General features: G+C 70.2%; 21 protein-coding genes. 15 read left to right on the top strand and 6 right to left on the bottom strand.

Translation table 11 applies throughout. The annotated features are described in order from the left end of the window. Positions 1-33 precede the first annotated feature (33 nt). The 7 genes from trpB to AC30CM_RS18445 all read left to right on the top strand — a co-directional run bounded on the left by trpB (position 34) and on the right by AC30CM_RS18445 (position 7,660). The gene (gene trpB, locus AC30CM_RS18415; protein WP_490118345.1) at positions 34-1,302 is read left to right on the top strand and encodes a tryptophan synthase subunit beta; all 1,269 of its coding nucleotides are present in this window, start codon (positions 34-36) and stop codon (positions 1,300-1,302) included. Continuing rightward, positions 1,299-2,084: a tryptophan synthase subunit alpha gene (gene trpA / locus AC30CM_RS18420; protein ID WP_490118346.1), complete on the top strand. Its 786-nt coding sequence runs from the start codon at positions 1,299-1,301 to the stop codon at positions 2,082-2,084. The genes trpB and trpA overlap by 4 nt, the downstream gene beginning before the upstream one ends. Next, positions 2,081-4,345 carry a prolipoprotein diacylglyceryl transferase gene (lgt, locus tag AC30CM_RS18425; RefSeq protein ID WP_490118347.1) on the top strand — a complete coding sequence of 755 codons (2,265 nt, stop codon included), beginning with the start codon at positions 2,081-2,083 and terminating at the stop codon, positions 4,343-4,345. Before trpA ends, lgt begins: the two co-directional genes overlap by 4 nt. A 74-nt stretch (positions 4,346-4,419) precedes the next feature. After that, positions 4,420-4,818, top strand: coding sequence for a TM2 domain-containing protein (locus tag AC30CM_RS18430; RefSeq protein ID WP_490118348.1), 399 nt, complete (start codon positions 4,420-4,422; stop codon positions 4,816-4,818). Next, on the top strand, positions 4,808-5,230 hold the full coding sequence (locus AC30CM_RS18435) for a DUF2752 domain-containing protein (protein WP_490118349.1): 423 nt from the start codon (positions 4,808-4,810) through the stop codon (positions 5,228-5,230). The genes AC30CM_RS18430 and AC30CM_RS18435 overlap by 11 nt, the downstream gene beginning before the upstream one ends. 109 nt (positions 5,231-5,339) lie before the next feature. Next, complete coding sequence (pyk, locus tag AC30CM_RS18440) at positions 5,340-6,761, top strand: pyruvate kinase (protein ID WP_490118350.1); 1,422 nt, start codon at positions 5,340-5,342, stop codon at positions 6,759-6,761. 17 nt (positions 6,762-6,778) lie between these two features. Next, positions 6,779-7,660, top strand: coding sequence for an acyl-CoA thioesterase II (locus tag AC30CM_RS18445; protein WP_490118351.1), 882 nt, complete (start codon positions 6,779-6,781; stop codon positions 7,658-7,660). On the opposite strand, the gene AC30CM_RS18450 is transcribed toward AC30CM_RS18445, so the two are convergent. The 6 genes from AC30CM_RS18450 to AC30CM_RS18475 all read right to left on the bottom strand — a co-directional run bounded on the left by AC30CM_RS18450 (position 7,649) and on the right by AC30CM_RS18475 (position 14,642). After that, positions 7,649-8,173 (bottom strand): DUF4190 domain-containing protein, encoded by a 525-nt coding sequence (locus AC30CM_RS18450; protein ID WP_490118352.1) that lies wholly within the window; start codon positions 8,171-8,173, stop codon positions 7,649-7,651. The genes AC30CM_RS18445 and AC30CM_RS18450 overlap by 12 nt on opposite strands. Beyond that, entirely contained in the window at positions 8,170-9,696 is a 1,527-nt protein-coding gene (locus AC30CM_RS18455; RefSeq protein ID WP_490118353.1) for an amino acid ABC transporter ATP-binding/permease protein, read from the bottom strand. Before AC30CM_RS18455 ends, AC30CM_RS18450 begins: the two co-directional genes overlap by 4 nt. Next, complete coding sequence (gene cydD, locus AC30CM_RS18460; protein ID WP_490118384.1) at positions 9,683-11,317, bottom strand: thiol reductant ABC exporter subunit CydD; 1,635 nt, start codon at positions 11,315-11,317, stop codon at positions 9,683-9,685. Before cydD ends, AC30CM_RS18455 begins: the two co-directional genes overlap by 14 nt. A gap of 23 nt (positions 11,318-11,340) precedes the next feature. Continuing rightward, on the bottom strand, positions 11,341-12,381 hold the full coding sequence (gene cydB, locus AC30CM_RS18465; protein WP_490118354.1) for a cytochrome d ubiquinol oxidase subunit II: 1,041 nt from the start codon (positions 12,379-12,381) through the stop codon (positions 11,341-11,343). 10 nt (positions 12,382-12,391) lie between these two features. Continuing rightward, positions 12,392-13,930 (bottom strand): cytochrome ubiquinol oxidase subunit I, encoded by a 1,539-nt coding sequence (locus AC30CM_RS18470; RefSeq protein ID WP_490118355.1) that lies wholly within the window; start codon positions 13,928-13,930, stop codon positions 12,392-12,394. 139 nt (positions 13,931-14,069) lie between these two features. Further along, positions 14,070-14,642, bottom strand: coding sequence for an HdeD family acid-resistance protein (locus tag AC30CM_RS18475; protein ID WP_490118356.1), 573 nt, complete (start codon positions 14,640-14,642; stop codon positions 14,070-14,072). A 242-nt stretch (positions 14,643-14,884) separates the two neighbouring features. Here AC30CM_RS18475 and AC30CM_RS18480 point away from each other — a divergent pair, with 242 nt between their 5' ends. The 8 genes from AC30CM_RS18480 to AC30CM_RS18515 all read left to right on the top strand — a co-directional run bounded on the left by AC30CM_RS18480 (position 14,885) and on the right by AC30CM_RS18515 (position 26,002). Further along, positions 14,885-15,730, top strand: coding sequence for an ABC transporter substrate-binding protein (locus AC30CM_RS18480; protein WP_490118385.1), 846 nt, complete (start codon positions 14,885-14,887; stop codon positions 15,728-15,730). A 9-nt stretch (positions 15,731-15,739) separates the two neighbouring features. Next, entirely contained in the window at positions 15,740-16,666 is a 927-nt protein-coding gene (locus AC30CM_RS18485) for an amino acid ABC transporter permease (protein WP_490118357.1), read from the top strand. Between the two features lie 32 nt (positions 16,667-16,698). Beyond that, complete coding sequence (locus AC30CM_RS18490) at positions 16,699-17,451, top strand: amino acid ABC transporter ATP-binding protein (RefSeq protein WP_490118386.1); 753 nt, start codon at positions 16,699-16,701, stop codon at positions 17,449-17,451. 11 nt (positions 17,452-17,462) lie between these two features. Continuing rightward, positions 17,463-18,593, top strand: coding sequence for a MacS family sensor histidine kinase (gene macS, locus AC30CM_RS18495; RefSeq protein WP_490118358.1), 1,131 nt, complete (start codon positions 17,463-17,465; stop codon positions 18,591-18,593). Between the two features lie 15 nt (positions 18,594-18,608). Then, a complete protein-coding gene (locus AC30CM_RS18500) occupies positions 18,609-19,268 on the top strand; it encodes a response regulator (protein ID WP_490118359.1) in 660 nt (219 codons plus the stop codon). 98 nt (positions 19,269-19,366) lie between these two features. After that, complete coding sequence (locus tag AC30CM_RS18505; protein ID WP_490118360.1) at positions 19,367-21,190, top strand: DUF2339 domain-containing protein; 1,824 nt, start codon at positions 19,367-19,369, stop codon at positions 21,188-21,190. Positions 21,191-21,540: 350 nt separating this feature from the next. Continuing rightward, entirely contained in the window at positions 21,541-23,412 is a 1,872-nt protein-coding gene (locus tag AC30CM_RS18510; protein ID WP_490118361.1) for a cellulase family glycosylhydrolase, read from the top strand. Positions 23,413-23,887: 475 nt separating this feature from the next. Continuing rightward, positions 23,888-26,002, top strand: a complete 2,115-nt coding sequence (locus AC30CM_RS18515) for a glycosyl hydrolase (RefSeq protein ID WP_490118362.1) — start codon at positions 23,888-23,890, stop codon at positions 26,000-26,002. The last annotated feature ends 184 nt before the right edge of the window (positions 26,003-26,186 follow it).

The raw sequence follows: 26,186 nt of genomic DNA on the forward strand, positions 1-26,186 counted from the left end.
GATGAATCGCCCGCAGCGAAGAGAAGATTGATCATGGCCGACGTTTCCGGCCCGGAGCTGCCGCGTGCGAGCGCGGCCGTCGCCGAGCCCACCCTGCACGACCCCGACGCCCGCGGACACTTCGGCGCCTACGGCGGTCGGTTGGTTCCCGAGGCGCTGATGGCCGTCATCGAGGAGGTCACGGCCGCCTACGAGAAGGCCCGCACCGACCAGACGTTCCTCGACGAGCTGGACCGGCTGCAGCGCCACTACACCGGGCGGCCCTCGCCGCTGTACGAGGCCACCCGGCTGTCCGAACACGCGGGCGGCGCGCGGCTGTTCCTCAAGCGCGAGGACCTCAACCACACCGGCTCGCACAAGATCAACAACGTGCTCGGTCAGGCGCTGTTGGCCAAGCAGATGGGCAAGACGCGCATCATCGCCGAGACCGGCGCCGGCCAGCATGGCGTGGCCAGCGCCACGGCGTGTGCGCTGCTCGGGCTGGAGTGCGTCGTCTACATGGGCGCCGTCGACGTGGTCCGGCAGGGGCTCAACGTCGCCAGGATGCGTCTGCTCGGGGCCACGGTGGTCGCCGTCGAGTCGGGGTCGGCGACGCTCAAGGACGCCATCAACGAGACGTTCCGCGACTGGGTCACCAACGCCGACACCACCTACTACTGCTTCGGCACCGCCGCGGGCCCGCACCCGTTCCCCACGATGGTGCGCGACTTCCAGCGCGTCATCGGGCTGGAGGCCAGGGCGCAGATGCTCGAGCAGGTCGGCCGGCTGCCCGACGCGGTGACGGCGTGCATCGGCGGCGGCTCCAACGCCATCGGCGTGTTCCACGCGTTCATCGACGACCCGACGGTCCGCCTGGTCGGGTACGAGGCGGCCGGTGACGGCGTCGAGACCGGCAGGCACGCGGCCACGTTCACCGGGGGGACGCCGGGCGCGTTCCAGGGTTCGTTCTCCTACCTGCTGCAGGACGACGACGGTCAAACCATCGAATCGCATTCCATCTCAGCGGGATTGGACTACCCGGGAGTGGGTCCGGAGCACGCCTACCTCAAGGACGTGGGGCGCGCCGAGTACCTGCCGATCACCGATGCCGAGGCCATGAACGCCTTCGGGCTGCTGTGCCGCACCGAGGGGATCATCCCGGCCATCGAGTCCGCGCACGCGGTCGCGGGTGCGTTGAAGCTGGGCGCCGAGTTGGGTCCGGGCTCGCTGATCCTGATCAACATGTCCGGTCGTGGTGACAAGGACGTCGAGACCGCGGCCAAGTGGTTCGGCCTCATCGACGAGCAGGAGACCCCGAAGTGACGCTGTCGCAGACGTTCGCGCGCTGCCGCGAGCAGAACCGTTCGGCGCTCATCGGCTATCTGCCGACGGGTTACCCGGACGTCCAGACGTCCATCGACGCCATGGTCGCGATGGTCGAATCCGGTTGCGACATCGTCGAAGTCGGCGTCGCGTACTCCGACCCCGGCATGGACGGCCCCACCATCGCGGCCGCGACCGAGGTCGCGTTGCGCGGCGGCGTGCGGGTGCGAGACGCGTTGCGGGCCGTCGAGGCCATCAGCAACGCCGGCGGCACCGCCGTCGTCATGACCTACTGGAACCCGGTGTTGAAGTGGGGCGTCGACGCCTTCGCCCGGGATCTCGCTGCGGCGGGCGGTGCGGGTCTGATCACCCCGGACCTCATCCCCGAGGAGGCCGACGACTGGATCGCGGCGTCCGACGCCCTCGGCCTGGATCGCATCTTCCTCGTCGCGCCGTCGTCGACCCAGGAGCGGCTCGCGGCCACGGTCGCTGCCTCGCGCGGCTTCGTCTACGCGGCGTCCACGATGGGCGTCACCGGTGCGCGCGACGCGGTGTCGAACATGGCGCCCGAACTGGTCGCCCGCGTCAAGGCGATCTCCGACATCCCGGTCGGCGTCGGGCTGGGGGTGCGCTCCCGCGCGCAGGCCGCCGAGATCGGTGCCTACGCCGACGGCGTCATCGTCGGCTCGGCGCTGGTGACGGCGCTCGGCGAGGGTGTGCCCGCGGTGCGGGCCCTCACCGCCGAGCTGGCCGACGGCGTGCGGCAGCGGGTCACCGCATGACGACGACGCTGCTCGCCTACATCCCGAGCCCCGCCCAGGGCGTCTGGCACCTGGGGCCGCTGCCCATCCGGGCCTACGCGCTGTGCATCCTCGCCGGCATCGTCGCCGCGCTCGTCATCGGTGACCGGCGGTGGGTCGCCCGCGGCGGTGAGCCGGGTGTCATCTACGACATCGCGCTGTGGGCCGTGCCGTTCGGCTTGATCGGCGGGCGTGCCTACCACGTCATGACCGACTGGAGCACGTACTTCGGGCCCGGCGGCAAGGGTTTCGTCGCCGCGTTGCGCATCTGGGACGGCGGACTCGGCATCTGGGGTGCCGTGGCGCTCGGTGGCGTCGGAGCCTGGATCGCGTGCCGGCGCAGCGGCATCCCGCTGCCGGCCTTCGGCGACGCCATCGCCCCGGGGATCGTGCTGGCCCAGGCCATCGGCAGGCTCGGCAACTACTTCAACCAGGAACTGTACGGCCGTCCGACGGACCTGCCGTGGGGCCTGGAGATCTACGAGCGGGTGAATGCGGCCGGCTTCAAGGACTCCCTGAACGGGGTGTCCAACGGCCAGCTGGTCGCCATCGTGCACCCCACGTTCCTGTACGAGATGCTGTGGAACCTGCTGGTGTTCGCGGTGCTGCTGTACGTCGACCGGCGGTTCAAGATCGGCCACGGCCGGTTGTTCGCGCTGTACGTGGCGGCGTACTGCGTCGGCCGCTTCTGGGTCGAGTTGATGCGCAGCGACTACGCGACGACCTTCACCGGCATCCGGGTGAACAGCTTCACCTCGACGTTCGTGTTCGTCGGCGCCGTCGTCTACATCATGGCGGCCAAGAAGGGCCGCGAGGCCGCCGAGACGCTACGCGGCAAGGGCGCCGAAAGCGCCGGGGAACTCGTCGACGAGGTCGGTGAGGACGTCGTCGCGGCGTCGGCCACCAGCGGCATCGTCGCCGCGGCGGTCGTCGCGGGCCGCGAGGAGCGTGCCGCCTCGGGGGCGTCGGACGCGCGGTCGGCAGAGCCCGCGCCCGAGGGTGGCTTGGGCTCGGTGGACGGCGACGACGTCCTCGCGGCCGACGCGGAGGCCGGCGAGGTGCACGAGGCGACCGTCGACGGCGCTGCGGAGGCAGCGGCCGTCGCCGAGGAGGCGGCAGCCGCTGCCGACGATTCCCGCGCCGACGAGCAGCCTGAGTCCGAGTCCGAGTCCGAGCCCGCGTCCGAGGCGGCGGCGGAGGCGGAGGATCTGATCGAGCAGGTCGAGACGGCGCCGGCGGAGGACATCGCCGAGGCCGAGGAGTTCGCCGAGGCAGGCGAGGACGCCTCCGCGGACGAGGATGCCGAGGGACGGCCCGAGGACGGTCTGGGGTCGGTCGACGGTGACGAGGTCGAGGCGGCTGAGTCGGATGCCGCACGGGCGCACGCGGTGGCGGCCGAAGGTGCCGTCGAGGCGGAGGCTGCGGCCTCGGCGACGTCCTCCGCCGGCGCCCAGGAAGCGTCAGCCGACGTCGACGCGTCCGACGATGCCGACGCGTCCGACGATGCCGACGCGTCAGCCGATGCCGTAGCGGAAGCGGCACCCGAGGACGGTCTGGGGTCGGTCGACGGCGACGAGGTCGAGGCGGCCGAGTCGGATGCCGCCGAGGTGCACGAAGCCGCCATCGCGGGTGCGGCCGAGGCCGAGGTGGTCGCCGAAGAGGCGGCGGTCGCTGCCGGTGATCCCGAGGCCGAAGGCGAAGCCGGATCCGAATCCGAGCCGCATTCGGAAGCGGCGGCGGAGGCCGACGATCTGGTCGAGCAGGTCGAGACGGCGCCGTCGGAGGAGATCGCCGAGGCCGAGGAATTCGCCGAGGCCGCAGAGGACTCCGAGGACTCCGAGGAGTCCGGTGCCGATGCCGGGGACGCGGCCAGGCCGGAGGACGGTCTGGGTTCGGTCGACGGCGACGAGGTCGCAGCGGCCGAGTCGGATGCGGCGCGGGCACATGCCGTGGCTGCCGAGGGCGTGGTGGACGCCGAGTCCAGTGCGGAGTCCACGGCGGAGGCCAGTGCTGAGTCCACCGCGGAGGCCCCGGGGGAGGCCGCTGCGGAGAGCACTGCGGAAGTCGCTGCCGAGGAGGCGTCGACAGACGTCGACGCGTCAGCCGATGCCGACGCTTCCCAGACCGACGGTGCTGCCGAATCCGAGCCGACGCCCGAGCCCGAACCCGAGCCGAAGCCCGTTGCGACGCCGGAGGCCACATCCGCTCCGCGCCGCCGGTGGAACTTCGGACGCCGCCGCTGACCGCGAGCCCGCGTCATCGGCGGGGCCACGGGCGTTCGGCTGCCTGACGGTGTCCGTCTGGCATGCTGAACGCCATGACCGAACCGCAGTTTGGTGGCCGCGACGACTGGTCGGCGAACCCGCCGCCCCCGCCGCCCGGACAGGTCCCGCAGCAGGGCTTTCCCCCGCCTTACCCGCCGCCGGGGGCGTATTTCGACCCGACGGCGCCCTACGGTCGGCATCCCGTCACGGGCGAGCCCTACTCGGAGAAGTCCAAGGTGGTCGCCGGGCTGTTGCAGCTGCTCGGCGTCATCGGGCTGGTCGGCATCGGCCGCATGTACCTCGGTCAGACGGGGTTCGGCATCCTGCAGCTCGTGGTGGGCCTGGTGACCTGCGGCGTCGGCGCGCTCATCTGGGGCGTCATCGACGCGATCCTCATCCTCACCGATCGGGTCCGCGATCCTCAGGGCCGCCCGCTGCGTGATGGCACCTGATCCGGCGCGCTCCACGGCCGGCGGGCTCGGCGGACGGTTCGCCGTGCTCGGCACGGGCGCCGTCTTCGCGGGGGCGTTGGCCTACGTCGGCCTCGCCGACCCGCACCGGCCCGGCTTCCTCTTCCCGACCTGTCCGTTCAAGTCCCTGACGGGGTGGCAGTGCCCCGGGTGCGGTGGCCTGCGGATGACGCACGACGTGCTGCACGGCGACCTCGCGGCGGCCGTGACCGACAACGTCTTCGTCCTCGTCGGTTTGCCGGTGCTGGCCCTGTGGCTGGTTCTCCGGTGGCGCCGAGGTGAACGGCTGATGCCCGTTCCGGCGATCGTGATCCTGGTCATCTGCGTGGTGGCGTGGACGGTGGTGCGCAACCTGCCCGGGTTTCCGCTGGTCCCGACGTTCTCGGGAGGATGACCGCGGGCGTCGGGGACCGCTGCGGGACGCGCGGTGACCGCGTGCTGACAGCGACTCGGCAGGCCCGACGAATCGTCATCTGAATCGATCAGGACTATGCTCCTCAACCGTGAGTAGACGCGGAAAGATCGTCTGTACCCTTGGTCCGGCGACGGGCTCCGACGAGATGGTGAAGGCCCTCGTCGAAGCCGGCATGGACGTCGCCCGGCTCAACTTCAGCCACGGTGATCACGCCGACCACGAGACCAACTACCGATACGTCCGGCAGGCATCGGACGCCACCGGCCGCGCCGTCGGCGTGCTCGCCGATCTCCAGGGGCCGAAGATCCGGCTCGGGCGGTTCTCGACGGGTGCCACCCTGTGGACGTCGGGGGAGACGGTGCGAATCACCGTCGAGGACGTCATGGGCACGCACGATCGCGTGTCGACGACCTACAAGAACCTCGCCACGGACGCCGCACCCGGTGACCGCCTGCTCGTCGACGACGGCAACGTCGGTCTCGTGGTGGAGCACGTCGACGGCAACGACGTGGTGTGCACGGTCACCGAGGGTGGCCGCGTCAGCAACAACAAGGGCCTGTCGCTGCCCGGCATGAACGTGTCGGTGCCCGCCCTGTCCGAGAAGGACATCGACGACCTGAAGTTCGCCTTGAACCTGGGTGTCGACCTGATCGCGCTGTCGTTCGTGCGCTCACCCGCCGACATCGAGCTGGTGCACGAGATCATGGACGAGGTCGGTCGGCGCGTGCCGGTGATCGCGAAGTTGGAGAAGCCCGAGGCGGTGGCCAACCTCGAGGCCATCGTGTTGGCCTTCGACGCCATCATGGTCGCCCGCGGCGACCTAGGCGTGGAGCTGCCGCTCGAAGAGGTGCCGCTGGTGCAGAAGCGGGCCATCCAGATGGCCCGCGAGAACGCCAAGCCGGTGATCGTCGCGACGCAGATGCTGGAGTCGATGATCGAGCACTCGCGGCCCACCCGGGCCGAGGCGTCCGACGTGGCGAACGCCGTGCTCGACGGCGCCGACGCCGTGATGCTCTCGGGTGAGACGTCGGTGGGCAAGTACCCGCTCGAGGCGGTCCGCACGATGGCCCGCATCGTCAGCGCGGTCGAGGAGAACTCGACGGCGGCGCCGCCCCTGACCCACGTGCCGCGGACCAAGCGCGGCGTGATCTCCTATGCGGCGCGCGACATCGGCGAGCGTCTCGACGCCAAGGCCCTGGTGGCGTTCACGCAGTCCGGGGACACGGTCAAGCGGCTGGCCCGCCTGCATACGCCGCTGCCGCTGCTGGCGTTCACGCCGCTGCCCGAGGTGCGCAGTCAGCTCGCGCTGACCTGGGGGACCGAGACGTTCATCGTGCCGCACATCCAGACCACGGACGGCATGATCCGGCAGGTCGACGAGTCGCTGCTGTCGTTGGGCCGCTACAAGCGCGGCGACCTGGTGGTCATCGTCGCAGGCGCTCCGCCCGGCACAGTAGGCTCGACCAACCTGATCCACGTGCACCGGATCGGCGAAGACGACCACGCCTGACCCCTGAAGGAGGCCGAGTGTCGCCAGCGGAGACCCGCGACTTCGACGAGCTTCTGGCGATACTCGACCTCCGCGGTGTCGGTGACGACGCGTTCGTCGGCGGTCATCCCAGCAAGAACCCGATCCGGACCTTCGGCGGGCAGATGATGGCACAGGCGTTCGTGGCCGCCAGCCGCACCGTGCCCCGTCCGCTGCCGCCGAACGCGTTGTCGGCGCACTTCATCGCCGGTGGCGATCCCACTCGGGATCTGGACTTCGTGGTGCACCGGCTGCGCGACGAGCGGCGGTTCGCCAATCGCCGGGTCGACGTGATGCAGGACGGGCAGCTGCTGGTCTCGGCGTTCGTGTCGTTCCTGGCCGGCGGCCGCAGCCTGGAGCACGGCGTCGCGGCCCCCGACGTCCCTGCGCCGCACGGGCTTCCGAAGATCAACGACGTGCTCGCCGGGTACGAGGAGACCGTGCCGCTGTTCGTCGAGGCGCTCAAACCCATCGAGTGGCGCTACACCAACGATCCGGCGTGGGTGATGCGGGACAAGGGCGGCCGGCTGGACCACAATCGCGTCTGGATGAAGACCGAGCGGCCCATGCCCGACGATCCGGCGCTGCACCACGCCGCGCTGGTCTACTCCTCGGACACCACGGTGCTGGACTCGATCATCACCACTCACGGGCTGTCGTGGGGGTTCGACCGCATCTTCGCGGTGACCATCAATCACTCGGTGTGGTTCCACCGACCCTTCCGCTTCGACGAGTGGGTGCTGTACTCGACGACGTCACCGGTGGCGGCCGACTCCCGGGGCCTGGGCACCGGTCACTTCTTCGACGAGGCGGGCCAGGTCCTCGCGACGGTGGTGCAGGAGGGCATCGTCAAGCACTTCCCCGGCGGCTCAGCGAGCTGACGGCACGGTGCTGAACTGCTGGTCGAGACGATCGGTGAGCTGACGCACGCAGCCGTCGACGGCCTGGCTGTCGGACCCGGCGCGGGCCACGCAATCCAGGTAGTCGGAGCCACCCAGCTCGTCGAACATCGAGACCCACACCGCGATGAAGGCCGCCGACAGCACGACCGCGACGACGCCGAGGACCACCCCGGCCATCGCGACGCCACCGTTGGTGGCCTCGCCGCGGCGTACGCGGCGTCGGGCCGCCACGCCGACGATCACGGCGGCGACCCCCAGCACGATGCCGCCGATCACCGACCAGAACGCCAGCAGCGCGACGACCGCGAGCACCAGCGCGGTGATGCCGAGACCGTTGCGGGGTCCGACCGGGCCCGGCGAGTAGGGCATCCCGGGGTAGCCGGGAGGCCCGTATCCCTGCGGTGGGTAGCCAGGTGGGTATTGCGGTGCGTAACCAGGCGGGTAGTCGGGCGGCTGCTGGGGCGGGGGATATCCGCCCGGATATCCGGTCATGTCTGCCGAGCGTACCCGCCCGGACGTACCTCGATCACCCGACAGGCCAGCCCCTTCGGCAGGTGATGGGTGGCCACGACGACGGCACGGTCGGCCCCGAACGGCCCACGCGGACCGAGCAGTTCGGTGAGCAGCCGGTCGGCGTCCGCGGCGTCGAGGTGCTCGGTCGGTTCGTCCAGCAGCACGATCGGGAAGTCCGACACCAGCGCGCGGGCCAGGAGCAGGCGGCGTCGCTGTCCGCCGGAGACCGCGGCCGCGCCGCCGACGAGCACGGTGGCCAGTCCGTCGGGCAGGGTTGCGAGCCAATCGGACAGTCCCACGACGTCCAGGGCGGCGTGCAGTTCGTCGTCGGTGGCGTCGCCGCGCGCCACCAGCAGGTTGTCGCGCACCGTGGTGGCGAACACGTGGGCGTCCTCGGCGAAGAAGCCCGCGGTGAGCGGGGTTTGGTGGGCGTCGGCCACGGCCTGCAGCAGCGTGGTCTTGCCCGCGCCGCTGGGGCCCACGACGGCGATGCGGTCCCCGTCGGCCACCGCGATCTCTGCCGTGGCGGGGCGGCGGCGGCGGCCCGCGGGCGCCACGTCGAGCGCCCCGAGTTCGGCGAGTGCGATGCGGGCGCGGGTCAGCGCGACCCCGGCGCCGGGCAGCGCGGTGGTCGCCTCGAACGCCGACAGCGGTAGCAGCAGCAGGATCGCGGCCGTGGTGGGCGCCAGGGCGGGGGTGACCACGAGGGCGGCGATCGCTGCTCCCAGCACGCTGGCGCCGATGGCCAGGGTGGGGACGGCGGCGGCTGCGGCGGCGGGCAGCGCGGCACGGTCCTGGGCCGCGCCCCACTCACCTTGCCGCCGTTCGGCTTCCGCGATGACGGCGTCGAGACGGCCGGCGACGCGGAGTTCGGGGCCGTGGTCGAGGGCCAGCATGACCGCCGTGTCGCGGCGGCCGCGCAGCTCGGCGGCCACGGTCTCCTCGGCGGTGGCGGCGCGGGCCGCCAGCCACGGCGCCACGACGCCCGCCGCCACCAGACAGGTCGCCAGAACGGCTGCCGCAGCGGGGGAGATGACGGCGATGGTCACCACCGAGGCCACCGAGAGGACGGTGGCCACCGCGATGGGCAGCACCGCGCGCACCACGACGTCGGCCAGCTCGTCGACCGACGCGCCCAGCCGTGCGACGAGTTCGCCTGAGTGCCAGCGCAGCACCGCATCGGGCGGCGCCGCGGCCAGCCGGGCGTAGAGACCGGTGCGGGCGTTCCCGGCGGCGTCCAGCGCGGTGTGGTGTGTGGCCAGACGTTCGCAGTAGCCGAGCACGGCGCGCGAAATGCCCAGGGCGCGAACGGATACCGCGGCGACCGCGAGGTCCAGCACGGGCGGCATCTGCCACGCCCTGGCGATCAACCATGCCGCGACGCCGGCGAGGGCCAGCGCGCAGCCCAGGGACCCCACGCCTAGTGCGACCGCCGCAGCCAGGCGGCCGCGCCGCGGCCGCAGCAGCGCCGTGGCGGCGCGTACCGCCTCACGGGTGGACAAGGGACGCACCCTCGGTCTCGGCGACGGGACCCCGCGACCCGACGACGTCGATCACGCGGTCGGCGATGGCCAGCACCGCCGCGCGGTGGGCCACGACGACCACCGTCGCGCCCGCGGCGGCGCGTCGCCGAATCGCCTCGAGCACACGGGTTTCCGTCTCGGCGTCCAGGTGCGACGTCGGCTCGTCGAGCAGGAGTACCGGAGCGGGGGAACCGAGTGCCCGCGCCAATCCCAGGCGTTGGCGCTGGCCCAGCGACAAGCCCGTGCCGCCCCGCCCGAGCACGGTGTCGCACCCTTCGGGCAGGGTGGCCAGCACGTCGTCGAAACCCGATGCGGCGCAGGCAGCGTCGAGATCGGTCAGCGGGCCGAAGGTCTCGAGGTTGTCGCGCACCGTACCCGGCACCAGGACCGGTCGCTGCGCGAGCCAGGCGACGCTGGTCCACCAGCGGTCGAGGTCGAGGGTGCTCACGTCGATGCCGCCCACCGTGACGCGCCCCGCCGTCGGGGCCACCAGCCCCAGGATGGCCTGCAGTGCCGTGCTCTTGCCCGCGCCGTTCGGTCCCGTGAGCACGGTGACCTCGCCGGGTGCGGCGACGGCGGACAGGTCGTGCGGGGCGGCGCCGTCGCGGCTGGCGACCGTCACCCCGGCAAGTACGATCGGGGCGCCGTGGGCGGTCACCGTCGCCGCACCACCGGCCGGTGCGGGCAGCTCGTCCAGCAACGCCCGTGCCGCCGCCGCGGCGGTCTTGCCGTCCTGGGCGGCGTGGAACTCCACGCCGACGCGGCGCAGCGGCCAGAACGCCTCGGGCGCCAGCAGCAGCGCGGTGAGGGCATCGGCCAGCGCGACCTCGCCGAACACCAGGCGCAGCCCGACGCCGACGGCGACCAGCGCGACGCCGAGCGTGGCCAGCAGCTCCAGCACGAAGGACGACAGGAACGCGATGCGTAGTGTCGCCATGGCCGACCGCCGGTGGGCCCTGCCGAGTTCGGCGATGCGGGGGGCGGCGCCCGCGGCGCGGCCGACACCGCGCAGCGTCGGGATTCCGGCGACAAGGTCGAGCAGGCGTGCCTGCAGCGTGCCCATGGCCGCCAGGGACGCGGCGGAGCGTTCCTTGGTGACCATTCCGATGAGGATCATGAAGACGGGGATCAAGGGCAACGCGATGACGACGACGAGCGCGGATCGCGGGTCGTAGCAGGCCATCAGGACCACCGCGGCCGGCGTCACCAGCGCGGCCAGCACGACGGCGGGCAGGAAGCGCGTGAAGTAGGGGCGCACCGCGTCGATGCCGCGCGTCACCAGCACGGCGGCGTCGTCGTGCACGTCGGCGAGCCGACGCGGTGGCAGTCCGGTCACGCCGGTCAGGACGCGCCGGTCGAGGTCGGCGATGACGGCCGTCGCCCCGCGCTGGCCGAGCCTGGCCTGCACCCACTGGGCGCCGCCGCGGACGGCCCACAGGACGGCGAGCACCGCCAGCTGGGGCGCCCACCGCGCCGGGGTGCGGGTCGCGGGGTAAGTGATGATGCCCGCGGCCAGGTGGGCGGTCAGGACGGCTGCCGCGAGCGCGCACGCCGCGACGACGACCCCGCAGCACACGGTCGCGGCGACGTGGCGGCGCACGGCGGGGGAGTCGCGCAGCGGGTTCACGGCATGCGGGTGGACAGCCCGATGGGGTCGGGGATGCGTTCAGCGGTGATGCGCTTGCGGAACACCCAGTAGGTCCAGGCCTGGTAGCCGATCACCAGCGGTGTCGCCAGCAGCGCCGCCCACGTCATGATCTTCAGCGTGTACGGCGACGAGGAGGCGTTGGCCACCGTCAGGCTGAAGGCGGGGTCGATGGTCGACGGGATGACGTCGGGGTACAGCGAGCCGAAGAGCAGCACGACGACGGCGGCGACGACCGTGGTGGTGCAGACGAACGTCCATCCGTCGCGCAGATCACCCCAGACCAGCAGCACGGCGGCCAGTTGGGCCACCACGGCGGCGCCGAGCACGAGCCACGTCCAGTCCTTGCCGTAGGCCAGCTGGGTCCATGCCCCGAACCCGGCGACGACGACGGTGACCGGCAGCCCCAGCAGCGCTGCGAACCGGTTGGCCTCGTCACGCACCCGACCGTCGGTCTTGAGTCGGATGAACACGGCCCCGTGGAAGGCGAACAGGCCGGCGGTGGCCAGGCCGCCCAGCAGGGTGTAGGCGTTGAGCACGTCGCCGAGCCCGAGGCGGATCTGCTCGTCGGCGTCCACCGGGAGACCGCGCACGATCGCCGCGAACGCGACGCCCCAGAGCACCGCGGGCAACCACGATCCCGCCGCGATCGCGGTGTCCGCCCACGCCCGCCATCTCGGATCGTCGATCTTGCCGCGCCATTCGATGGCGCAGACGCGCACGATCATGCCGAACAGGATGGCCAGCAGCGGCAGGTAGAGGCCGGAGAACAGGGTGGCGTACATCGCGGGGAACGCCGCGAACATCGCGCCACCGGCGGTGATGAGCCACACCTCGTTGCCGTCCCACACCGGTCCGATGGTGTTCAGCACGGCCCGCTGGGAGCGTTCGGGGTCGGCGGCCGGTCCGCGGCCGAACCACCGCATCAGCATGCCGACGCCGAAGTCGAAACCCTCGAGCACGAAGAAGCCGAGGAACAGTGCGGCGAGGAGGACGAACCAGAAGTCCTGGATGTTCACGGCGTGCTCCTCAGTACGCGAACGACAGGGGCGCGACGTCGTCGTCGGCCGGTGGTGTGGGGGGTGCCGGTTCGGCGTCGTGTTCCAGCGGGCCCTCCACGACGTAGCGGCGCAGCAGCCAGAACCAGATGACGGCCAGCACGGCGTAGACGCCGGTGAACAGCACCAGGGAGGTCCAGACCAGGCCGGCGCCGTGGTGGGAGACGCCCTCGGCGACGGTCAGCCGCACGTCGGGGTCGCCCGTCGGATTGGGGACCACCACCCAGGGTTGCCTGCCCATCTCGGTGAACACCCAGCCCGCGCTGTTGGCCAGGAACGGCGTGGGCAGCGTGAGCAGCGCGAATCGGGACAGCCAGCGCTGCTGCGGGATGCGGCCGCCGCGGGTGAGCCACAGGGTGACGAGCGCGAACAGCGTCGGCACGGCCATCAGGCCGATCATGGCGCGGAAGGACCAGTAGGTGACGAACAGGTTGGGCCGGTAGTCGCCGGGGCCGAACTTCTGCTCGTAGGACTGCTGGAGGTCTCCCACGCCCTGCAGCGTCACCCCGGAGAACTTGCCCTCGGCGAGGAAGGGCAGCACGTAGGGCACTTCGATGACGTGCGTGACGCTGTCGCAGTTGTTGTGGGTGCCGACCGTGAGCACCGAGAACGCGGGATCGGTTGCGGTGTGGCACAGCGACTCTGCCGACGCCATCTTCATGGGCTGTTGGACGAACATCAGCTTGCCCTGGACGTCGCCGGTGAAGAACAGCCCGAGGGAGGCGGCCAGCGCCACCAGGCACCCGAGGATGGCGGCGGGGCGATACATGGTGCGGGCGTCGGAGTCTGCGGTGTGCACGGTGTCCCCGGAAGCGACGGTGTCCCCGGAAGCGCCGGTGTCCCCGGAAGCGCCGGTGCCCCCGGCCGACGACCGGGCGGGTGCGCTGCGCACCAGCCACCACACGCACACGGCGGCGACGAACGTGCCTGCGACGAAGAACGCGCCCATGACCGCGTGCCCGAATGCGGCGACGGCGGTGTTGTTGGTGAACAGCGCGACGATGCTGGTGAGTTCGGCCCGACCGGTCTGCGGGTTCACCACCGCGCCCACCGGATGCTGCATCCAGGAGTTGGCGGCGATGATGAAGAACGCCGACGCGTTGACGCCGAACGCGACGATCCAGATGCAGGCGAGGTGGACGAGCCGCGGCAACCGGGTCCAGCCGAAGATCCACAGCCCGATGAACGTGGACTCGAAGAAGAACGCGACCAGGCCCTCCATGGCCAGCGGGGCGCCGAAGACGTCGCCGACGAAGCGGGAGTATTCGCTCCAGTTCATGCCGAACTGGAATTCCTGCACGATCCCGGTGGCGACGCCGAGGGCGAAGTTGATGAGGAACAGCTTGCCGAAGAACTTGGTGAGCCGATACCAGGCGGGGTTGCCGGTGATCACCCACACCGTCTGCATGACGGCGATCAGGGGTGCCAGACCGATGGTCAACGGGACGAAGATGAAGTGGTAGACGGTGGTGATGCCGAATTGCCACCGTGATACGTCGAGCGCGTCCATGAGCTCCATCCCCCGGGCTGCGGGTCGTGACCGGCGATCTACTACCGATCTACGACAAAGTGTAGTAGTTCGAGGTCGCCCGACCAATGGGATGAGACCAGCAGCACGTCCCTAGCCGGCGTCGCGTGGTGCCACACCCCTACGGCGCCGGCGCCGGGGCCAGCTGCTTGGTCGCCCGCCGGATCGCGAAGGCCGATGCCACCTCCATGACGCCGATCACGATGAGCGAGGCGCCGGCCAGCAGGGCCAGCGTCTGCATCGACGACAACGGCCACGCCAGCACGATCACGCCGGCGAGGAGGCTGACGATGCCGGTGAACACGTTCCAGCCGCGTCCGGGCAGGGTCGGGTCGCTGATCGCGGAAACCGTTGTGGCGACGCCGCGGAAGACGAACCCGATCGCGATCCAGATCGCCATCAGCAGCACGGCCTCGTACAGGTGCCGGAAGGCCAGCACGGCGAGGATGAGCGAGGCGGCGCCGCTGATGAACAGCAGGATGCGCCCGCCGGCGGAGACGTCGAGGCTGAAGGCGAACACCACTTGGGCCACGCCGGCGATCAGGAGGTACGCACCGAAGAAGATGGCGGCCACGGCGATGGAGATGTTGGGCCACGCGACCGCGGCCACGCCGAGCGCGACGGCCAACACGCCCGAGAGCAGAGCCGATTTCCACAGGTGGGGTAAAAGGGTAGGCGCCGCAGGGGAACTCATGGTCGAAAGTGTGGCACAGGCCTCGCGCGCGGGGCGGTTTTCGGCAGGTCCATGCCGATAACGCCGTCGCCGCCTCCGGAAGGTCGTTAATGTCTCGTTACCGGCCATGCGTGCTGGCTCCACGGTCGTTAACCTGCTCCGCTGGAGGGGACCCAAGACGGCCCTAGGTTAGAGAGAAGAGGCAACTCGTGTCAGGTGGGAAGTTCCTGCGTCTCGTTGCGGTGTTTGCCGCGTCGGGCGCAATGATCGTTTCCGGGTGTTCGTCGAGCAACGACAGCGCCGGGCCGTCGACGAGCACCACCGCCGCCAGTGCGAGCAAGGTGGACGAGATCGCGAACACGGTGCCCGAGGACATCAAGTCGTCCGGCAAGCTCATCGTCGGCGTCAACATTCCTTACGCTCCCAACGAGTTCAAGGACGAGAGCGGCAAGATCGTCGGCTTCGACGTCGATCTCATGAACGCCATCGCAGCAACGCTGGGACTGCAGGCCGAGTACCGCGAGGCGGACTTCGCCAAGATCATCCCGTCGATCCAGGGCGGACAGTTCAACGTCGGCATGTCGTCGTTCACCGACACCAAGGAACGCGAGCAGTCGGTCGACTTCGTGACCTACTTCTCGGCCGGCACCAGCTGGGCGCAGAAGTCGGGCGGCGACATCGATCCGAACAATGCCTGCGGCAAGAAGGTCGCGGTGCAGGCGACCACGGTGCAGGAGACCGAGGAGCTGCCCGCCAAGAGCAAGGCGTGCACCGACGCCGGGAAGCCGGCGATCACCATCCTGCCGTTCGACGGGCAGGACGCCGCTGCCAACGCCGTCGTCCTCGGCCAGGCCGACGCCATGTCCGCCGACTCGCCGGTGACCGCCTATGCCATCAAGCAGAGCAACGGCAAGCTCGTCGCCGCCGGTGAGATCTTCGATTCCGCACCGTACGGCTGGCCCGTCGCGAAGGGCTCACCGTTGGCGCAGTCGCTGCAGAAGGCGCTGGAGCATCTCATCCAGACCGGCGACTACAAGACCATCGCGACCAACTGGGGCGTCGAGAACGGGATGATCGACAAGCCCGTCATCAACGGCGCGATCAGCTGACGCTCGTCCATGACCGCTGACGCACCGTCGCCGCGCGACCACCCCGCCGCCATCGACGCCGTTCCGCTTCGGCACCCGTGGCGGTGGGTGGCGGCGGGCGTCATCGTCATCCTCGTCGCCCTGTTCGTCTACGGGGCCGCGACCAACCCGGCCTACGGGTGGAAGACCTACGGCGAGTACCTGTTCAACGAACGCATCCTGCAGGGTGTCGGCAACACCCTGCAGCTCACCGTCTACTCGATGGTCATCGCCATCGTGCTGGGCGTGATCCTGTCGGTGATGCGGCTGTCGCCCAACCCGGTCTTCCGCTCGGTGTCGTGGGTGTACCTGTGGATCTTCCGCGGCACGCCGGTGTACGTGCAGCTGGCGTTCTGGGGTCTGATCCCGGTGATCTACTCCAAGATCCAGCTGGGCATCCCGTTCGGGCCCACGTTCTTCACGCTCGATCTGCAGTCGCTGTCCATCCCGTTCCTGCTCGCGATGATCGGCCTGGCCCTCAACGAGTCCGCCTACATGGCCGAGATCATCCGCGCGGGCATCAGCTCGGTGCCGGAGGGGCAGCTGGAGGCGTCGACGGCGCTGGGGATGGGATGGGGCATGGCGATGCGGCGCACGGTGCTGCCGCAGGCGATGCGCGTGATCATCCCGCCCACCGGCAACGAGGTCATCAGCATGCTCAAGACCACGTCGCTGGTGACGGCGGTACCGTACGCGTTCGACGTGTACAGCATCGCCACCCGCGAGATCGCGGCCCGCATCTTCGACCCGGTGCCGCTGCTGCTGGTCGCGTCCACGTGGTACCTCGCGGTGACCAGCCTGCTGATGGTGGGCCAGTTCTACCTCGAGCGCCATTACGCCCGGGGCTCGTCGCGCAAGCTCACCACCAAGCAGCTCGAGGCGCTGGCGAAGGCGCAGATGGGAGAGGCGCACCCGTGACGTCACAGCAGCCCTCGTCCGGGACCACGCCCATGGTGCGTGCCGAACAGGTGTGCAAGAACTTCGGCGCCCTGCAGGTGCTCAAGGGCGTGACGCTGGAGGTGGGTCGCGGCCAGGTGCTGTGCATCGTCGGGCCGTCCGGTTCCGGCAAGTCGACGTTCCTGCGCTGCATCAACCACCTCGAGCAGGTCAACGCCGGCAGGCTCTACGTCGACGGTGACCTGGTGGGCTACCGCGAGCGGGGCGGCAAGCTGCACGAGATGAAGCCGAAGGAGGCGGCCGTCCAGCGTCGCGACATCGGCATGGTGTTCCAGCACTTCAACCTATTTCCGCATCGCACGGTCCTCGAGAACGTCATCGAGGCACCCACCCAGGTCAAGCGGATCAAGCGTGACGCGGCGGTACGGAAGGCCAAGGAGCTGCTGGATCGCGTGGGGCTGGCGGCCAAGGCGGAGGCCTACCCGGCGCAGCTGTCCGGTGGACAGCAGCAGCGCGTGGCCATCGCCAGGGCGCTGGCCATGGAGCCCAAGCTGATGCTGTTCGACGAGCCGACGTCGGCGCTGGACCCCGAGTTGGTGGGCGAGGTGCTCGCCGTGATGAAGAAGCTCGCCACCGAGGGCATGACCATGCTGGTGGTCACCCACGAGATGGGCTTCGCCCGCGAGGTCGCCGACGAGCTGGTGTTCATGGACGGCGGTGTCGTCGTGGAGCGCGGCGATCCGCGCGAGGTGATGAGCAACCCGAAACACGAACGGACCAAGGCCTTCCTGTCCAAGGTGATGTGACTCCTGGCGTCGTGAACGAGCCCGACCCCACCACGCCGCTGTGGCGGGCCGCCCAGGGTTTCCGTCTGCTCAGCTGTCTGTACGCACTGTACTTCCAGATCGCGGTCAATCCCGACCTGGAGCGGCGTGGTCTGGCGTGGGCGCTGTTCGGCGTCCTGCTGGCGTGCAGCGCGGGGTTCGCGGTGGCCTATCTGCGTGGCTTCGGCAGGCGCTCGGCGTGGGTCGGCGCGGAGGTGGCGGTCGTGGTCGCTTTGATGCTCTCGACCGACGTGGTGGCCTCGGATCGGTGGGTGCTCGACAACCAGTCGTGGCCCACGACGCTGTGGGCCACGAATGCCACCATCTCCGCGGCCATCCTGCGCGGCCCCGTCGTCGGAATGGTCGCGGGTGCGGTCGTGATGGCCGCGAGCGCGACGCTGAAGGGCTACGTCAGCCTCGACGTGGGACGCAACGCGACCATCGTCATCGAACTGGCGGTGGGTCTGGCCGTGGGCATGGCGGCCCTCACCGCGCGGCGCGCCCACGCGGAGTTACAACGTGCCATCCGGCTGGCCGCCGCCACCGAGGAACGTGAGCGGCTGTCCCGCGAGGTCCACGACGGGGCCATCCAGGTGCTCGCGCTGGTGGCCCGCCGAGGACGTGAGATCGGCGGGCCCACGGCCGAACTCGCCGAACTGGCGGGTGAGCAGGAGCGGGCGCTGCGGCGGCTGGTGAGCGCGGTCGACGCGGGGCCCGCCGCGGCCGGCTCGGAGGTGGACGTGGCCGGTCTGCTGCGCGCGCGTGCCTCCGACCGGGTGTCGGTGAGTCTGCCGCCGACACCCGTGCCACTCGACGCCGCCGTCGCGGCGGAACTCGTTGCGGCGGTGTCGAATGCCTTGAACAACACCGCGGCCCACGCCGGCCCGAGCGCGCGCGCCTACGTCTTGCTGGAGGATCTCGGCGACGCCGTCGTGGTCAGCGTCCGTGACGACGGTCCCGGCATCCCCGCCGGTAGGCTCGAGCAGGCGGCGGCCGATGGCCGGCTGGGGGTGTCGACGTCCATCGTGGGACGGCTGGAATGGCTCGGCGGGTCGGCCCGGCTGACGACGTCGCCGGGGGCGGGCACCGAGTGGGAACTCACGGTTCCCCGGACGGCGAGATGAGTGAGGGTGGGTCCGATGGACGGCGGTGACCACGGCTGCACGGTGATGGTGGTCGACGACCACCCGATCTGGCGTGACGCGGTGGCCAGGGATCTGCAGGAGCAGGGGTTCGAGGTGGTCGCTACCGCCGATGGCGTCGAGTCCGCACGCCGGCGTGCGCACGTCGTCACACCGGACGTGGTGGTGATGGACATGCGCCTGGCCGACGGCACGGGTGCGACGGCCACCGCGGCCGTCCTCGCGGTGTCGCCGGCCAGCCGGGTGCTGGTGCTGTCGGCGTCCGACGAGCGTGACGACGTCCTCGAGGCGGTCAAGGCGGGCGCCACCGGCTATCTGGTCAAGAGCGCCTCCAAAGGTGAACTGGCCGAGGCGGTTCGGGCCACCGCCGACGGCCGCGCGGTGTTCACGCCCGGTCTCGCCGGTCTGGTGCTGGGGGAGTACCGCCGCATCGCCCGCACCCCCGAGGCGGGCCCGCAGACCCCGCGGTTGACCGAGCGCGAGACCGAGGTGTTGCGCTACGTGGCCAAGGGGCTGACCGCACGGCAGATCGCCGAGCGGCTGTCGCTGAGTCACCGCACCGTGGAGAACCACGTGCAGGCGACCTTCCGCAAGCTGCAGGTGGCCAATCGTGTCGAACTCGCCCGCTACGCCATCGAACACGGCCTCGACGAGTAGGCGCGCGCCGCCTGCGGATCTCACCCGCCCATCCGACCCGCCCATCTCGGGTAGTCCTACTCATCCGCGCGACGCCGTCGCGCTGTCACGATGGCCGCATGACCGACCGCATGACCGAATCGGAACGGGCGCTCCTCGGCAGGGTGACCAACGACGTCGCGGTGATGGCGAGCTACGTGGCGCGGGCGTCGTCGGATCTGCGTGACCTCAACCGCCTGCTGGCGGAGCGCCGGGTCGAGCCGCTTCCGTCACCTCCGCCCTGGCCCGTCGCCCCGCAGCCCGCGGCGGCCCCGGCGCCACCCGCTGCGCCATCCCAGCGACCGGCGACGACGGCCAGCGGCCCGGCCCCGGCCCCGCCGAAGTCGGAAGGGTGGGTCGGCAAGGCGCTCGCCGTGGCCGGGGTGGCCGTCACGCTCGTCGGCGTGGTCCTGCTCGTCGTGCTGGCAGCTCAGGCGGGGCTGCTGTCCCCGGGCGTACGGGTCGCGGCTGGCGCCCTGCTCGCCGCGGGCCTGGTGGCCTCGGGTGCCCGGTTGCAGGGGCGACCCGGCGGGCGGGTGGGTGCCATCGCCCTGGCCGCGACGGGGATCGCGGCGGGTTACGTCGACGTCGTCGCGGTCACCGCGGTGTACGCCTGGGTGCCCGCGGCGGTGGGCCTGCTGCTGTCCGCCGCGGTCGCGGGCGCGGGGCTGACCCTGTCTCGCCGCTGGCACTCCGAGCGTCTCGGACTGCTGGTGTTGGTTCCCCTGGTGGTGCTGGTCCCCGTGGTCACCGGCGGCATCGATCTGCTGGCCGTCGGCTTCTCGCTGGCCCTGTCGGCGGTGACGCTGCCGGTGCAGCTCGGCCGCGACTGGGTGGCGCTGCACGGCGCGCGCACGGCCGTGGCGACGGTGCCGCTGCTGGTGGCGGTGGTCGCCGTCGACCCCGCGCACTCCGGGTGGATCGCGGCGGCCTGCGCCATCGGCGCGCTGTTGGCCCTCGTCAGCGCGCTTCTCGTGCTGCCCCACGGTCGGCACACCGTCGGCGTGGCCCTGCTGGCGGTCGTCGGCACCGCGCCCGTCCTGGGGTTGGCGACGGCCACGGATCGCAGCACGGCCGCGATCCTTGCCGCCGCGTTGTCGGCCGTGGTGCTGGGTTTGGTCCTGTTGGGACGCCGACTGCCGGGTGTCGACGAACCCGTGCGTCGCGTGTGGGCGGCGTGGGCGGCGGCGGCGGTGCTGGTGGCCGTCGTGGTGGCGTTCGACGGCGCGGTGGCCGCGCCGGTGCTCCTGGCCCTGGGCTGCGCGACGGCAGTGGTCGGCGCGTCGAGCAACGTGGCCCGTGGTGCGTCGATGACGTTCGCGGCGCTGGGGATGGTCTACTACGTCGACCTCGCGCCCGTGTCGGCGCTGCTCCATCCGACGGTCCCGTCGCCGGCCCATGCCGTGTCGATCCTGGTGAGCAGCGTGCTGGCGGCGGCGTACGTGGCGCTGACGGTGCGGGTGCGGTGGGCGCAGCGCGACGCCGACGAGGACGTGACGCGCCTTGCCGTCGCCGTCGCCGGATGCGGCCTGCTCTACGCCGTGACGACGAGCGCGGTGACCGCGGGCGTGCTCATCGGCGGCCGGGATGGCGGGTTCTACGCCGGGCACGTCGCGGCCACCGTCGTGTGGCTGGCAGTCGCGGGCGTGGCGCTGCGCGTGGCCGTGGTACTGCCGCGGGCTCGGCGGGCGCTGCCGGTCGCCGCCGGCATGACCCTGGTCGCCGCCGCGGTGGCGAAGGTGTTCCTGTTCGACCTCGCGACGCTCGCCGGGATCTTCCGCGTGGTGGTGTTCATCGTGGTGGGTCTCGGACTGCTGGGCATGGGTGCCTGGTACGCGCGCACGTTGGCCAACGGCACCGACTCCGGCGAGTCCGACGCGGGTGACGCCGTCGTCGATCGCTGACTCATGTCGCAATTGACTGGCATGCAGATAACTTCGTTTGCCTTCCTGTGCGATGGCAATGAGTTGACAGGTGTCTGTTGCCGTTGCTGCACACCTGCGACATATTGCCGCCCGCGACAGAATCCGTCGCGCCTGGTGACCGGCAACGCGCGTGAAGTGCAGCGCCAACGGCGTCCGGGCGGTGCACGTTGCTCAGACGGATCGCTGGCGCGGCCTGACAAAGCGAAGCTGACACACCCCGTACTGGTTGCCTGAGCAATCAGGAATTTCGTGGACCGAATTTGCTGACGACGCGCTACCTTGAGCACGTCACGCCAAGATCACGGCGCGCGGACGCAAGGGGAACGACGATGACGAAGACGGCGATCGCGATGCTCCGCGGATTCGCGCTCCGGGTGGTGCTGGCGGTGCTTCCCGTGGCCATGATGGCGGCCATGGTGGGTGCGCACGCCCTCGGCGGTACCCCTTCGATCCGGTCGGTCACCGTAGACGTGCGGCCAGTCGCCGAGATCAACGTCGCGAACACGACGGTCGGCGTCGCGGATTCGAGCCTCTACTTCCTCACGCCCGCGGAGATCGACCGACAACTCGACGAACTCCAGGGACTCGGCGTGCAGAACGTCCGGGTGTTCGTCCCGTGGTCGTTCGTCCAACCGACCGCAGGCACCTACGACTGGTCGACCATGGACACGATCATGAAGGCCGCCGCGGCCAGGAACATGGGCGTTCTCGCCGAGATCAACAGCACGCCGGCGTGGGCGGCGCCGTCGGGCACGCTGCCCGGCGCGGGCCAACCCGACCTCACTGCCTTCCGCCAGTTCGTCGGCGCCTTCGCCACCAAGTACTCCGACGTCGTATCGGCCTACGAGATCTGGAACGAGCCCAACTACGTGGCGTTCCACCAGCCGGTGTCACCCGAGGCCTACACGCAGTTGCTCCAGGCGGCCTATCCCGAGATCAAGAGCATCGACCCCACCGCGACGGTGGTCGCGGCGGGGCTGGGCGCCGTTCTGAGTTTCGGCGGCATCACGCTGGATCCCGTCGAGTACGTGAAGCGGATGTATCAGGCGGGCGCGGCCCCGTACTTCGACGCGTTGGCCTTCCATCCCTACCAGGAGACGCTGCCGTTCTCGCAGGGTGAGTCATATCCGCTGTCACCGTTGGCGCAGCTCGAGGCCATCAAGGCGTTGATGGATCAATACGATGCGGCCCCGGGGGCGACGGTCAGCGACAAGCTGGTGTGGGTCACCGAGTACGGCCTGCCGACGGCGAACGTGACGCAGCAGCAGCAGGCGAGCTTCATCCAGGACTTCCTGCAGAAGTGGTCGACGCTGTCGTGGGCCGGACCGGCGTTCGTCTACACCACTCGCGACCAGTACCCGGTTGGTAGCCAGAACTCCCAAAACCCCGAGTACACGTACGGCATCTTCAACAACGACTGGACGCCGAAGCTCGCGGCCGAGGTGATTCGGCAGTGGATCGCGGCCCATCCCACCCAGACGCTGCCACAGCAACCGCCGGTCGACCCGGTGGCCCAGTTCCTGCAGGCCGTGGCTCAACAGCTTGCCAACGCCGTGGCGCAGGCGTTGGCGCAGGCGCTGGCGAACTGGGCGGCCGCCCTTGCCAATCCGGCCCCGGTGACCACCGCCACCGCATCCCCCCAGGTCGCCGAGACGGCGGTGGCGGCACGCGTCGTCGCGGCGCCCGCGCTCGAGACGGCCACCGTCGCCACTGGGGGAGAGGGGGCCACCGCGGCGCCTGCGCCCGCCGCCGAGCACGCCGCCGAACCGGCCTCGCGCCCCGTCGCGGTCGAGACGACCGTGACGTCGCCGCCCGTGTCGCAGCCGGCGGTGGAGGGTGCCGGGAGTGCGGATGCTTCCGTTGCAGTGCAGCAGGATTCACCATCGTCGACGCCGGCCGTGACCGCCGGCGCGACCCCTTCCGAGCCGCAGGGGACTGTCGGGCAGACGCCGGCGCAGACGCCGTCGACCCCCAAGGCCGGCGACGCCACGCCCAAGGCGTCCGAGACGGCCCCCGCCGCGGCAGACACCGCAGGACGTCCGAAGGGCGACTCGTCGGCATCCGACGTTGCCAAGGCGGCACCCGAGCGGCAGCGTCCGTCGGCGAGCGAGCGGCCGGGTCCCGTTGGCGGGGGCAAACCGGACCAGGAGAAGGGCCCGGAGCGCGGCGACGCCGCGGACAAAAAGGGCAATTCGGACTAGACCATTGCGGCTTCAAGCAGTCGCAAATCGGCGCGATGGGCGTTCAAGATCGGCCGAAACCGTGCCGGCATTCGTTTGCCCGCCGCCTGACGCCAATATGTCGCCCTCGGTGTCAAAAATCGTGTCTGAGTTTGACAGATTTTAATCACAGCTGTGTCATTACTTGCTGAAACAGCACGGATTGGTAACGATTTCGACTGCTCTCACAACGTACTGCCAGCCAGATCAGCGCTTTGAACTGCAAAAAGTGTAGCGACGAGCGATTGTCGCTATCTTCATGCCATTGGTATTTATAGTTTTGGTATTTCGCCGTGAATGGCGTTTCGCGCACATCGACAGTCGCCAGCTAACGGCGCAATTCAAACCATTTCCCTGTTATCGTTTCGGGTTTCCGAATTTGCTGACGGCGGGGTAAATTCAGCGCACCGATTGACGGAACCGATAATTCTTCAGCCCTAGCAAGGGGGTACTCCACATGACCACACGCACGCGTCGTCTGCTGGGACAGGTCGCGACGCGCAGCGTCATCGCTGCCCTCCCGGTCGCCATGGCTAGCGCTTACGTGAGCGGCTTCGCTCACCAGGTGCCGCAGCCGCCTCGACTGGTCGCCGAGGCCGACTACTCACTGGTCGCCGAGATCGTGCAGAAGCCGACGACCGTCGGCTTCGCCGATTCGCACCTGACGGCCGCGTCGACGCAGGCCGAGGTCGACAAGGCGCTCGACGACATGTTGGCCATGGGCGTCACCAACATTCGGGTGTTCGTGCCGTGGGGCATCGTCGAACAGCAAGAGGGCACGTACAACTGGGGCGCGGTCGACATGATCATGAAGGCCGCCCAGCAGCGCAACATGGGCGTGCTGGCTGAGGTCAACGGGACGCCGCGGTGGGCGAGCACCAACCCGGACGACATCCGGACGATCCTGTATCCCGGCTCCGACATTCCCGACCTCGACAAGTTCGCCAACTTCATGAAGGTGTTCGTCGGCAAGTACTCCAGTGTGGTGTCGGCGTACGAGATCTGGAACGAACCGAACGCGTCGATGTTCTACAGCACGATCAGTCCCGAGGCCTACGCGGACATGCTGAAGAAGATCTACCCGATCATCAAGGATGCGACCACCGGCCTCGACAAGACCGCGACCGTCATCGCCGGCGGCTTGGGTGCGGTGCAGAACTCGCTGATCACGATGGATCCGGTGTCGTGGGTGCAGCGGATGTTGGCCGCCGGCGCGGGCAACTTCTTCGACGCTCTGGCGTTCCACCCGTACGAGCAGCAGGGGCCCATCAGCACGTGGCTGTGCCCCGGTTGCGCGCCCGGCATGCTGACCCCGTCGCAGCAGCTCAACGCCCTCAAGAACCTGTTGGGCGGCAAGATGATCTGGCTCACCGAGTACAACCTGCCCACCGTCCCGGACAAGTTCACCGATGCGCAACAGGCGGCGTGGATCAAGGACCTGCTCGACTGGTGGCAGAACTTCGGCGCCACGGCCGGCCCCGTCTTCCTCTACACCACGATGAAGGACCTGGTGCCGGGGGCCAATCAGCTGGGCAACGACGAGTTCTACTACGGGCTCTGGAATCTCGACGGCACCGCCAAGGCCGCCGTGCAGGTGATCACCGACTGGATCAAGCAGTGGACGACGCCGCCGGTGGTGACGCCGGGGCAGCCCGTGGTGAACCCGATCGCCGCGTTCTTCGAGTCCATCTCGAAGGCGGTCGCCTCGTTCGCCCAGGCGTTCTCGAACATCTTCAACCCCGGGGCGATCATCCAGTCGTTCGTCGAGTCGATCCAGCGGCTGTTCGGCATCGCGCCCGCCAAGCCCGCGGTGGTCACGACGACGTCGACCGCGACCGCGTCGCTGGCAGCTCCCGAGGCCAATTCGGATGTGGCTGCGGAGAAGTCGGCCACCGAGGCGTCGGCCGTGGAGGTGACGCTGAAGGCCGGTGAGATCACCAAGCTGGTGCCTTCGGCCGCATTGGAGCTGACCCCGGCCGTGCTCACGCCCGAGGTCGTCACCCCGGAGGTCACCGCGCCTGCGGTCGAGGCGCCGGTCACCGAGCCGGTCCAGACGGAGCCGACGACGCCGGCCGAGTCGACGCCGGCCGAATCCACGCCTGCGGAGCCGTCGGCAGGCTCGGGCACCGATGCCTCGACGTCGACACCCGCCAAGGGCGACGCTGAGGGCTCGGGGTCGACGGGCTCGGGTTCCACCGGTTCCGGTTCGACGGGCTCGGGTTCGACGGGCTCGGGTTCGACGGGCTCGGGTTCGACGGGCTCCGGTTCGACGGGTTCTGCCGGCACGGGCACCGGGTCGAGCGACACCGGGTCGAAGGACGGCGCGACGGGATCCTCGAGCGACTCGACCACGTCCAAGGACGCGAAGTCGTCGTCGGCGACGTCATCGGGCGCCAAGACGGCGGGTTCCGCCAAGCCCGGCGTGAAGTCGAGCGCGACGTCGGGGACCAGCACGGCGTCGACCAAGGCCGAGCCGAAGGTCAAGGCCGGTGCCGACGGCGGCGCGGAGAAGGACAAGACGGCGACGAAGAGCACGGCAGGAGCTTCGTCGGGCGCAGGATCGGAGCACTGACCGATCCTTCGAGGGGTACCGCCGCGATTCCCGTGAGGGGGTCGCGGCGGTGCCATGTCCAGGGGACGTGCGGCGCTGAAAAACGTGCGGTCCCCGGGGCGTCGAGACGTGGTTGCGCGTCAGCGTTCGTGGACGGCGCGTGGGCGGACGACGGCCCGACGGAGGTCGGTCGCTGCGGCGATCC

The sequence above is a fragment of the Mycobacterium sp. DHQP2018-32-09 genome, assembly GCF_058148405.1.

What these genes read in the sequence shown, in the direction of transcription:
- trpB (WP_490118345.1), top strand. Translation starts at nt 34, where the DNA reads ATGGCCGACGTTTCCGGCCCGGAGCTGCCGCGTGCGAGCGCGGCCGTC.
- lgt (WP_490118347.1), top strand. Translation starts at nt 2,081, where the DNA reads ATGACGACGACGCTGCTCGCCTACATCCCGAGCCCCGCCCAGGGCGTC.
- AC30CM_RS18430 (WP_490118348.1), top strand. Translation starts at nt 4,420, where the DNA reads ATGACCGAACCGCAGTTTGGTGGCCGCGACGACTGGTCGGCGAACCCG.
- AC30CM_RS18435 (WP_490118349.1), top strand. Translation starts at nt 4,808, where the DNA reads ATGGCACCTGATCCGGCGCGCTCCACGGCCGGCGGGCTCGGCGGACGG.
- AC30CM_RS18450 (WP_490118352.1), bottom strand. Translation starts at nt 8,173, where the DNA reads ATGACCGGATATCCGGGCGGATATCCCCCGCCCCAGCAGCCGCCCGAC.
- AC30CM_RS18470 (WP_490118355.1), bottom strand. Translation starts at nt 13,930, where the DNA reads ATGGACGCGCTCGACGTATCACGGTGGCAATTCGGCATCACCACCGTC.
- AC30CM_RS18475 (WP_490118356.1), bottom strand. Translation starts at nt 14,642, where the DNA reads ATGAGTTCCCCTGCGGCGCCTACCCTTTTACCCCACCTGTGGAAATCG.
- AC30CM_RS18480 (WP_490118385.1), top strand. Translation starts at nt 14,885, where the DNA reads ATGATCGTTTCCGGGTGTTCGTCGAGCAACGACAGCGCCGGGCCGTCG.
- AC30CM_RS18485 (WP_490118357.1), top strand. Translation starts at nt 15,740, where the DNA reads ATGACCGCTGACGCACCGTCGCCGCGCGACCACCCCGCCGCCATCGAC.
- AC30CM_RS18490 (WP_490118386.1), top strand. Translation starts at nt 16,699, where the DNA reads ATGGTGCGTGCCGAACAGGTGTGCAAGAACTTCGGCGCCCTGCAGGTG.
- AC30CM_RS18500 (WP_490118359.1), top strand. Translation starts at nt 18,609, where the DNA reads ATGGACGGCGGTGACCACGGCTGCACGGTGATGGTGGTCGACGACCAC.
- AC30CM_RS18505 (WP_490118360.1), top strand. Translation starts at nt 19,367, where the DNA reads ATGACCGACCGCATGACCGAATCGGAACGGGCGCTCCTCGGCAGGGTG.
- AC30CM_RS18510 (WP_490118361.1), top strand. Translation starts at nt 21,541, where the DNA reads ATGACGAAGACGGCGATCGCGATGCTCCGCGGATTCGCGCTCCGGGTG.
- AC30CM_RS18515 (WP_490118362.1), top strand. Translation starts at nt 23,888, where the DNA reads ATGACCACACGCACGCGTCGTCTGCTGGGACAGGTCGCGACGCGCAGC.